This window comes from Nocardia pseudovaccinii NBRC 100343, from assembly GCF_001613225.1.
Classification (GTDB): domain Bacteria; phylum Actinomycetota; class Actinomycetes; order Mycobacteriales; family Mycobacteriaceae; genus Nocardia; species Nocardia pseudovaccinii.
In genome coordinates, this window is the sequence record NZ_BDBY01000093.1 from 1 (window position 1) to 9,840 (window position 9,840).

A 9,840-nucleotide genomic window follows, 5' to 3' on the forward strand; every position below is an offset into this window, starting at 1 on the left:
CGTCAACGTCTGGTCGACGACCAAGACGATGCTGGCATTGTGCGCGCTCATTCTGGCCGACCGTGGCGAACTCGATCTGAACGCGCCGGTCGCCAGGTACTGGCCGGAGGTCGCGGCGGCGGGCAAACACGCTGTGCTGGTACGGCACCTACTCGCTCACACCGCGGGCCTGCCGGAATTCGACCACCCCGTGGCCGCCGCCGACCTGTACTCCTGGCCGAGGGTCACCGCGCGCGTCTTGCCGGACAGTCTCCCCGATGGGAACCGGGCACCGAAGCGGGTTACCACTCGATCACCTTCGGGTTCCTCGTCGGTGAGCTCATCGCCCGGGTGACCGGACCCAGCGTGGGCACATTCTTCGCCGAGGACGTGGCCGCGCCGTTGGGCGCGGACTTCCACATAGGACTCGCCCCCGAGCACGACCATCGCGTCGCCGCGCTCGTCCCCGCACCCGAGGGCGACCGCCCTGAGGGATTCACGCTCGCAGTGTCCGACGCCAGCACCGCGGCGTGGCGGCGCGCGCAGATCCCGGCCATCAACGGTCACGGCAACGCCCGCTCGGTCGCCGCGGTCCAATCGATACTCGCCTGCGGCGGCAGCGCCGGTGGTGTTCGGCTGCTGTCGCAGACCGGTTGTGACCGCGTATTCGAAGAACAGTTCCACGGCCGCGATCGTGTGCTGCAACGGCCGATCCGCTGGGGGATGGGCTACCGCCTGGAAGGTCGCACCTGCTCATGGGGCGGCTGGGGCGGCTCCCTGGTCCTCGTCGATGTCGAGCACCACATGACCGCGTCCTACGTGATGAACCAGATGCTATGCACCGACGACAATATGCGAGCCCTCAGCATCCTCATCGCCGCCTACGGCGCACTGACCACCTGACAGCGCCAGCCCCGCGGAGCCGGGGCCATGGCACCGACTCCCGTCTGCCGCGCCGTCTTCCGGCCATTCCGGCTTCAGTACGGGATGGGCTTGTTCTCCTCGGCCCAGGCCTGCTCGATATCGCTGCCGATCGGCGGCGGGAAGAGCCCGGCGATCATCCAGGTGTCGCGGGCGACCTCGTTGATATTGAATTCGAGGTACAGGCCGCGGTCGTGCGTATAGGGGGCCATGAGCATGTCGAGGCCGCGGGTCATGCGTTTTCGCATTTCGGGGTCGTCGAGTTGCCGGGCCAGGTGGTCGATGGTGATGCGCACCGAGGCGGCGGTGGGTTTGCCGCCGACGTAGAAGGAGTCGGCGGGGAGTTCGTGGAACAGGGCCACGGCGTAGAACTCCGGGAGGCCGACGCGGGCATAGTAGGCGGTGATGTCCCGGGCGAAGTTTTGCTTGTCCTCGGGGGTGTAGGTGTTCGCGGGGTGGTATATGTGCCAGAGCGGCATGGCGAATTCCTTTGGGTGAAGCGGTGTCTCAGCGACGGAAGGGCAGAACGAGGCTTTCGACCGGACCGGAGAGGGAGGCCTTCACCTGCCGGGTGAACTCATCGACGAGAACTTCGTTCGCCCCCTGTTCCAGACCATCGGCGAGCGCGGCGGCGACCGTGGCGGGGCTGAGCTTCACGGCATCTATGGCCGTCACCATATCGGTCTCGGCGAAGGCGAGGTGGACACCGACGACCTGGGTGCCCTGTGCCGCCAGTTCGATGCGCAGAGAGTTGGTCAGCGACCACAGGGCGGCCTTCGACGCACCGTAGGCCGCGGCTCCGGAGCTCCAGGACAGCACGGAATGAATATCCACCAGTGCGCCACCACCATTGGCGGCGAGAATGGGGGCGAAGGCCTGGGCGATGCGCAGGGGACCGAAGACGTTGGTCTCGAATGTTTCGACCACATCGGCCATTTCGGCATGCAGTAGCGGCGCTGGGCGCAGTACACCGGCGTTGTTGATGACGATGTTCACATCGGTGGCCCGATCCGCAACGGCCGCAACCGAATCCGGGTCGGTAACCTCGAGTTCGAGCGGGACGATGCGAGCGTCATCACCAGTCTCGGGCTTGCGGGCGGTGGCGTAGACCTTGGCCGCGCCACGCGCCAGGAGTTCCTCGGTGAATGCTCGGCCGAGGCCACGTTGCCCACCCGTCACCAGGGCGATAGCACCTTCGATTCTGGTCATGTCTGCCTTCCTGATTCGTTCGCGTGGCATCTGACTATATAAAACCATAGCCAACGTTCTGCCGATGCGACACCGCAGGAATCCAGCACGGCATTCGACGGGGCGGGTCAGCGGCAGTGGGTGGCGCGAGCGCAGCTGAAGCACCCGTGCGATGCCCCGATATCGCTGACATTTTCGAATCGACGCGAATGGGCGGATGGCGTCCGCGCGCGGATCTCAGCGCTCGTTCGAGCCCAACTCCGGAAATCGGTCGAGCAACTGAGCCAGGCAGCGGCGCACCTCGCGCACTTCCCGATCCAGCAACCGGGCCTCGGTGGTCGCCCGCGGTGCCCCGCGCCGGGTCAGCTGAGTTCGCAGCATCGCATCCAGAGCAGCGGCCTCGGCTTCGAGCAATCGATAGAAGACGCGCGCCTGCGCCACATCGGATTCGTCACGCACTCGATGCTCGCGTCAGGCTGTCCGTCCCGACAGGCATCGAGCAGTTCGACATTCGTACATCTGACAGACACCCATGATTCATATTGTCCGGTGGTCTGCCCGCTGGTCAATTGGTCGACGCATCGCCGGTGGTCAGGATCCGTCAATGGTTGCCGAGGAAATCCTGTAGCAGTTCCGTGATCGCCGTCGGCTGTTCCAAGCTGCTGGTGTGGCCACAATCGGCGATGGCGTGCAGTCGAGCGCCCGGGATCAACTCGGCGATGCGCTCGGATCGTGCGGGCGGCGTCGCTGTGTCGTCGGCGCCGACGGCGACGAGCGTCGGCACCGTGATGGCGGTGATCTCATGCTCGACCGACGCACGATCGGCAACGCCGAGGACCGCCTTGCGCACGGCCGCACGATCGCAGCGCCGTAGACGGGCGGCCCACTTGTCGATCGCGGGTCTGTTGGCGGGATTCGCGAGGAAACTCGGACCGAAAAGGTGGGGTTCGATCTTGCCGAGAATCGGTCGGGCGCCGAACAGTCGCAATGCCAGCGCCAGCCGCTTGTATTCGCCGATCTTGGTCGGATCCTCTGGCTCGGCGCTGCTGTCCAGCAACGTCAGTGTGCGCAGCAGCGCTGCGTGCCGCGCCGCGATTCGCTGCCCGATGAAGCCGCCCATGGAAAGCCCGACCCAGTGCACCGGAGCGACCTCGAGGTGCCGGAGCACCGCCACGGCGTCGCCGGTGAGGGTGTCCATGTCATAGCCGCGAGCAGTTGCCGGAGTCGCGCCCTGTCCTCGCCAGTCGATCGTGATGCAGCGGTAGTGCGCGCGCAAGACCTCGATCTGCGGCTGAAACATCCAGCCGCCGAACAGCAGTCCGTGGCCGAACACCACGGTACCCGCCGCCGGGCGGCCGGTCGGGGCTCCGGTGTCGGTGTAGGCGATCGGTGCGCCATCGATCATCAGTGTCGGCACGAGTCTGTCCGTCTCCCGAAAAACTTTGCGCTACACCGAGATCGATAGTTCGGCGGGGCCACGCACATTGATCCTGCCGTTCCAGCGCAGCTCCTCGATGACAGCGTCGGGGAAGCGCGCCACGAAGTGCGAGAAGGCGACTCGGGCCTCGAGCCGAACCAGCGCCGCACCTAGACAGCGGTGGATGCCCGCACCGAACGAGAGGTTCTGCTGCGCGTTCGGCCGGTCGAGGCGCAATTCGTCGCCGTCCGCGCCCCAGAACTCCGGATCGCGATTGGCGGCGGCGACACAGGCGAGCACCAAACTGCCGGGCGGGATCTCCGCGCCGCCGATAGGCAGCGGTTCGACGGTGATCCGGCGCATCAGTTGCACCGGGGTGTCGTATCGGAGCAGTTCCGCGACGGCGTTGTCGGCAAGTCCCGGGTCTTCCCGCAGCCGTCGGGCCTGGTCGGGATGTCGCAGCAGGGCCGCGATCCCGCCCGCGAGGTGATTCACGGTCGTTTCGTGGCCCGCGATGTAGAGCAGCATGACCTGGGCGACCAGTTCGTCCTCGCTCAAGACATCGCCCTCGTGTTCGGCGGTGATCAGCCTGGTCAGCAGGTCGTCGCCGGGTGTGGCGCGTTTCCAGCGGACCAATTCGCCGACCATCGCGAACAATTCCTGGTTGGCCGAGCGGACTTTGGCCTGCAGGTCCGGATCGGAAAGGGGTTCCAATGCCAGCACCAGAATCGCGGTGAGTTCACGCAGCCGGGTGTGCTCGACTACCGGGATACCCAGCATCTCCGAGATGATCCCGAACGGCACCGGAAACGCCAGTTCCGCAACGACATCCGCGGTGCCCGCCTCGGCGATGCGGTCCAGGGCGGCGTCGACTAGGGCCTCGGCCCTCGGCTGCAACGCGTCGATCGCGCGGGTCGTGAATGCCTTGGCGACGAGGCGGCGCAGGCGGGTGTGATCGGGCGGATCCCGGTCCAGCATGGATAGTCCGCGCATCATGCGGTTTTCTTTGCCGAGCTTGCCGCTGTCGCTCTTCCACGACGGCAGCCGGGTCAAGTACTGCTCGTCGACGGATTGCGCCGAGCGCTGCAGCCCGGCGACATCCTCGTACTTCGATACGATCCAGAACCCGAGCGGATGCTCGTGCGTGGGTGCGGTGCTGCGCAGCCGGGCATAGTGGGGATAGGGATCCGCGGCGAAGCCAGCGGCGAACGGGTCGAACACGAATGCGTCGGAGGTCATGGCCACTACTCCCGGTCCGATTTGAACAGCTTCACGTTTCGCATGGTCACAAGTGCTGTGGCACAGAGTGTTTCGCTGTCGCCGTCGACCGAGTAGACATCTGCCGCGGCGATCGTGATGAGCGCGCCCGGCTTGATCACCCGGCCGCGGGCGACGACCTTCGGGCCCTTCGCCGGGGCGAGGATCTTCACCGTGTAGTCGATCGTCATGTTCACCCAGCCCGGCTGCAGCAGGGTCCCGGCCGCGGAACCGGCGGCGAAATCCGCCAGGGAGCCGAGCACGCCGCCTTGGAAGTACCCGTCGTGCTGGGTGAGTTCCTTGCGATGCGGCTGGACTATCTCGGCTTCGCCGGGAGCCACCCGCCCGAATTCGAAACCCAAATGCTGGGCAGCGGGCATGCTGAGCACCGCGCCCGTCACGGCCGCTTCGAAATCGGGGTTTTCCGCTTGCCAGATCTGCATGTGCTCAGCTCCTTGCTCGAAGTTTCGCGGGTTCTTCGCCGTGCGGTGACCAGGTCCCGAATCCGCCTGCCAGATACCGTTTTCTGGCCGCTGAACGCATGATCTTTCCACTGCTGGTCTTCTGCACCTGGCCAGCCGTGGTCAGCACCACCTCGCCGACGGCCAGTTCGTGCTCTTGGACGACCGCGGTCCTGATCGCGCCCACGATGTCGGGCACGTCGGCCTTCGGGGCGTACTCACGCTTGACCTCTTGCACCACAACGAGTTTCTCGCCGTCACGACCGGGCACCGAGAACGCCGCACCACCGCCGATCCGCAGCGCGGGATGCGCGGACTGAACGGTATGTTCGATGTCGTGCGGGTAATAATTCCGCCCGCGAACGATGATGAGGTCCTTGAGCCGCCCCACCACATACAGCTCATCGTCCACCACGACACCGAGGTCGCCGGTGCGCAGGTAGGTTCGTGCGCGATCGTCGGCGCATCGCGCGTGGAAGGTCTCGGCCGTCGCCTCTGGCTTCTCCCAATAGCCCTGTGCGACATGCTCTCCCGACACCCAGATCTCGCCGATCCGTTCCGGCGGGCAGAGCTGCCCGGTTTCGGGATCCACGATGCGCAGTTCTTGCTCCGGAAGCACACGCCCCGAGCCGACAAGGGTGCGGGCCCGGTCCGTTGCGGCATCGGCGTAGCGACCGCGGCCGAGTGCACCGGGATCCACGTCGGACGTCAGCGGACCGCGCCCTTTGCGGCTGCCCGCGACGAGCAGGCTGGCCTCGGCCAGGCCATAGCACGGATACAGCGCCCGGGCATCGAACCCGTACGGTGCGAAGGTTTTCGCGAACCGGGACAGCGTCTCGGCGCGGATCGGCTCGGCTCCGTTGAACGCCACCTGCCAGCTGCTCAGATCCAACTCGGGCAGCTCTCCAGCGGCACGCGCGACACAGGCGTCGAAAGCGAAGTTGGGGCCGCCGCTGGTGTGCGCGCGGTACCGGGAGATGACCTCCAGCCACAGCAGCGGTCTGCGAATGAACGTCGTCGGCGACATCAGGATGCTGGTCGCCCCCACATACAGCGGCTGCAGCACGTTGCCGATCAAACCCTGGTCGTGGAAGAAAGGCGCCCAGCCGACCACCGTCGAATCCCGGTCGTGGCCGAACGCCCGCCGAATCATCTCCTCGTTCGCCATCAAGTTCCGATGCGTGACCATGACCCCTTTGGGCGCCGCGGTGGAACCGGACGTGTACTGCAGGAACGCGACGGCATCGAGCTCGGCGACGGTGGGCGTGCCGCCCGCCCCCGCCGCGGGCAACTCGTCAACGGCAAGCCAATGCCGGGCCGCGCAGATCGGCGCCAGCGCCGGTCGCAGCGTCGCGATCATCGCACCGAGCGTCAGCACCGCGACGGGCGTGCAGTCGACGGTGACGGCTCGCGTCGCCTCCTGCACCTTGTCGCGGCGCGGCGGATTCAGCGGCACCGCGATGACGCCCGCGTAGAGGCAACCGAAGTACGCGACGATGAAATCCAGGCTCTGCGGGAACACCAGCAGGGCGCGATCCCCCGGCGCGCACCGGGATCCGAGCTCCGCGGCCACCGCCAGCGCCCGGTCGTGCAATTCGCGATAGGTCAGTGTGGTTGTCTCCGAACCGTTCTCGTCCAAGAACACATAGGCGGTCCGGTCCGGCTCGTCGACAGCACGGCGCTGGAGGATGTCGGGAAGCAGGATTGGGTGCGTCACGTCGATCCTCACAACAGTGCGGCAGTCATCGCCGCCGCGATGGCCACTCGATGCCGATGGTGGAAGTAGTGGTCGCCGGAAAACCCGTGGATCGCGAAGGCGCCGCTGGTCAGCTCGTGCCATGCCGCGATCTCGGCCGGGTCGACCACCGGGTCCTCGGTGCCGTAGAACGCCGTGATCGGGCAGCCCAGCCTGGGCAGCGGCTGATAGTGGTATTCCTCGGAGAGCTCCAGGTCGGCGCGGGTCAGTGGTAGTGCGTAGCGCAGGAAGGCGACGCTGCGTCCCGCCGCACCCCATGCGTTCATCGAGGTGAGCGCCGCGGCGAAATCGTCCTCGGCCAGGTGGTGAATCGGGGTGCGGCTCGAAAACAATTGCGGCGCACGGCGACCGGACACGAACAGGTGCATCGCAGGTTTGCCCGCCGCCGCGAGCGCGCGGGCCAGCTCGAACGCCACCAGCGCTCCCATGCTGTGGCCGTAGATCGCCACTCGGGCACCGCCCAACTGCCCGAGCTGCGGCATCAACCCGTCCACCGCGTCGCCGACGCGGCGCAGCGCCTGCTCGCCGGACAGATCCTCTCGGCCGGGGAGCTGGACCCGGACCGCGGCGATGTCCGGCGGGAACAGGCCCAGCCAACGGTTGAACGATGACGCGCCCGCGCCAGCGTGGGGTACGCAGACCAGCTGAACGGGCGCCTCGGCGCGCTCCGGCCGCAGCCACGTCCTCGTCGATCGCAGGACGGTCATCGGACGCTCCGGAGTGTGACCGGTAGGTTTTTCAACCCACGAACAATGAAACTGTGGTCCTGCCACGCCAACTCGCCATCCTGTCGTTCCAGATCCTGCGAGTGCCGGTACAAGTATTCGAAGGCGATCTCCGCCTGCAGTTCGGCGAGCAGCCCACCCAGGCAACCGTGCATGCCGTGGCCGAAGGCGAGATGGTCCCCGGCGGTGCGGGTCAGATCGAACTCGTCGGGTCGGTCGAAGACGGCAGGGTCACGGTTGGCGGCTCCCAGGCACACCAGGACTTGGTCGCCTGCCGAAATCCGATTCCCATCAATGTCGGCGTCGCGGGTGGCCAGACGCTTGGTCAGCTGGAGCGGACAGTCATAACGCAGCGCCTCCACGACGGCGGCCCTGACCGACGTGGGCCTGCGTCGCAGCAGCGCGGCCTGAGCCGGATGCCGCAGCAGTGCCAGCACACCGTTACCGATCAAGGATTTCGTGGTCTCGTTGCCCGCGACGAAACACATGATGCAGACGAAGATCAGCTCCTCGTCGCTGAGCATGTCGCCGCCCGCGGTGCGCGCGGCGAGCAGCCGACTGATCAGGTCGGCGCCGGGCCGGGATCGGCGCTCGGCGAGCACCCCCTCCAGGGCGGTGGCGAACTCTTCGACCACCGCACAGACGCGCGCGAAGTCCTCGGCCTTCATCAGCCCTGGTTCCAGCAGGAACCGAATGTCATGGGTCCATGGGCCGACCCGTTCGCGCAGGTCGCCGGGGAGGGCCATCCATTCGCACAGCACCGTCACCGGCAATGGCGCGGCCAACTCGGTGATCACGTCCAGGCCGCCCGCTTTCCAGGCTTGCCGCATCAGATCCTCGGCGACCCGGGTGACCAGGGGGCGCAGGTCGGCGATCGCCCGGGCGGTGAACACGCGATTCACCAGTCCGCGCAGCCGCGCATGATCCGGGTTGTCGGTGAACACCAACGACTTCCGGCCCAGCCGCTCGATCCGCGCGACGTTGTGCTGCCCGAGTCGTTCGGCCTGTTCGCCGACCAGCCGCGGAATCAGTCCGGCACTGAACGAGCGGTCGTGCAGGACCCCACGCACATCGCTGTGCCGGGTCAGCACCCACATCCCCAGTGTCTTGTGCACCGGCTGTGCCTCACGAAGCTCCCGGTAGAGCGGGTAAGGGTCGCGGCGGAACTCCGCGCTGAAGGGGTTGAACCGGACTCGGGGGCGAATCGGCTCGGCCTGATCGTGTGCTCGCACCGTCATCCGGCCCGCACTCCTCGGCCGAAGAATCCGCCGCCATAGGGTGCCAGCACGAGTCGCAGCAGGCCGATCTTGCCCATCCGGAAGCCGAGCGCGGAGAGCTTGAGGTAGCGCTCGTAGCGAGCGACCACCTCGGTGCCGACGATCTCGGTGGCTTCGGCACGGTTCGCCCGAAGTCTGCGCGCCCATTCCTCGCAGGTCCATGCATAGTCGAGACGCCCATTGGTGAGAGAACGGACCTCGAAGACGCCTTCGGCCGCGGCCGCGATCTCGGCGAACGTCGGCAGGTCCGCGTCCGGGAAGATCTCCCGCTGCATGAACGTGCTCGCCCGCTCGCGTTCCATGTTGGCGTAGGCGATCGTCTGCAGCGAAAGCACGCCGTCGTCGTTCAGCCAGCTGCGGCAGCGAGTGAAGAACTCCCGGTACACCCGGATCTTCTCGGCGGGCGAATCATCCGGCCGGGCAAAGTGTTCGAAGGCGCCGATCGAGATGATGCCGTCGAAACGGATGTCCGGCTCGTAGTGCACCCAGTTCTGCAGCCGCACTTCGACGCCTGGAAGGTCGCGCGACCCCACGAACTCGGCCTGCTCGGCGCTGAGCGTGAGCCCGACCGACCGCGCGACCGCATGCTGCTCCGACAGGCGTTGCAGGATCGCGCCCCACCCGCACCCGATGTCCAGCACCGCCGCGGCGCTGTCGGCGCCGATCGCGTCCAGATGGAACCGCATTTTCCGTTCCTGGGCGGCTTCCAAGGTGTCGGTGTCGTTCTCGCGCATCGCGCAGGAGTAACTCAACGACGCATCGAGCCATAGCCGATAGAAGTCGTTGCCCGCGTCGTAGTGGTGCCGGATCGCGGCCGCAGCCGCATCAGCGCGATCGTCGCCGATCGTCGCGGACACGG

At 66.8% G+C, this 9,840-nt stretch carries 10 protein-coding genes and 1 pseudogene; 1 reads left to right on the forward strand and 10 read right to left on the reverse strand.

Annotated elements, in window-relative coordinates:
• Positions 1-28: 28 nt before the first annotated feature.
• Positions 29-882 (forward strand): annotated as a pseudogene (locus tag NP3_RS46605) (serine hydrolase domain-containing protein).
• A gap of 74 nt (positions 883-956) precedes the next feature.
• On the opposite strand, the gene NP3_RS10060 reads toward NP3_RS46605, so the two are convergent.
• From NP3_RS10060 to NP3_RS10105, 10 genes are all read right to left on the reverse strand, one after another.
• Positions 957-1,379 (reverse strand): tautomerase family protein, encoded by a 423-nt coding sequence (locus tag NP3_RS10060; RefSeq protein ID WP_063040003.1) that lies wholly within the window; start codon positions 1,377-1,379, stop codon positions 957-959.
• Positions 1,380-1,407: 28 nt separating this feature from the next.
• The gene (locus NP3_RS10065; RefSeq protein WP_063040006.1) at positions 1,408-2,109 is read right to left on the reverse strand and encodes an SDR family oxidoreductase; all 702 of its coding nucleotides are present in this window, start codon (positions 2,107-2,109) and stop codon (positions 1,408-1,410) included.
• A 216-nt stretch (positions 2,110-2,325) separates the two neighbouring features.
• Positions 2,326-2,547: a hypothetical protein gene (locus NP3_RS10070; protein WP_063040008.1), complete on the reverse strand. Its 222-nt coding sequence runs from the start codon at positions 2,545-2,547 to the stop codon at positions 2,326-2,328.
• 142 nt (positions 2,548-2,689) lie between these two features.
• On the reverse strand, positions 2,690-3,505 hold the full coding sequence (locus NP3_RS10075; protein ID WP_063040010.1) for an alpha/beta fold hydrolase: 816 nt from the start codon (positions 3,503-3,505) through the stop codon (positions 2,690-2,692).
• A 30-nt stretch (positions 3,506-3,535) separates the two neighbouring features.
• Positions 3,536-4,744, reverse strand: coding sequence for a cytochrome P450 (locus NP3_RS10080; protein WP_063040020.1), 1,209 nt, complete (start codon positions 4,742-4,744; stop codon positions 3,536-3,538).
• 5 nt (positions 4,745-4,749) lie between these two features.
• Complete coding sequence (locus tag NP3_RS10085; protein ID WP_063040011.1) at positions 4,750-5,205, reverse strand: PaaI family thioesterase; 456 nt, start codon at positions 5,203-5,205, stop codon at positions 4,750-4,752.
• Between the two features lie 4 nt (positions 5,206-5,209).
• On the reverse strand, positions 5,210-6,940 hold the full coding sequence (locus tag NP3_RS10090) for a fatty acyl-AMP ligase (RefSeq protein WP_063040022.1): 1,731 nt from the start codon (positions 6,938-6,940) through the stop codon (positions 5,210-5,212).
• Between the two features lie 8 nt (positions 6,941-6,948).
• Complete coding sequence (locus NP3_RS10095) at positions 6,949-7,686, reverse strand: thioesterase II family protein (RefSeq protein ID WP_063040013.1); 738 nt, start codon at positions 7,684-7,686, stop codon at positions 6,949-6,951.
• Positions 7,683-8,942, reverse strand: coding sequence for a cytochrome P450 (locus tag NP3_RS10100; RefSeq protein ID WP_063040015.1), 1,260 nt, complete (start codon positions 8,940-8,942; stop codon positions 7,683-7,685). The genes NP3_RS10095 and NP3_RS10100 overlap by 4 nt, the downstream gene beginning before the upstream one ends.
• Positions 8,939-9,838: an SAM-dependent methyltransferase gene (locus tag NP3_RS10105; RefSeq protein WP_063040017.1), complete on the reverse strand. Its 900-nt coding sequence runs from the start codon at positions 9,836-9,838 to the stop codon at positions 8,939-8,941. Before NP3_RS10105 ends, NP3_RS10100 begins: the two co-directional genes overlap by 4 nt.
• Positions 9,839-9,840 lie beyond the last annotated feature (2 nt).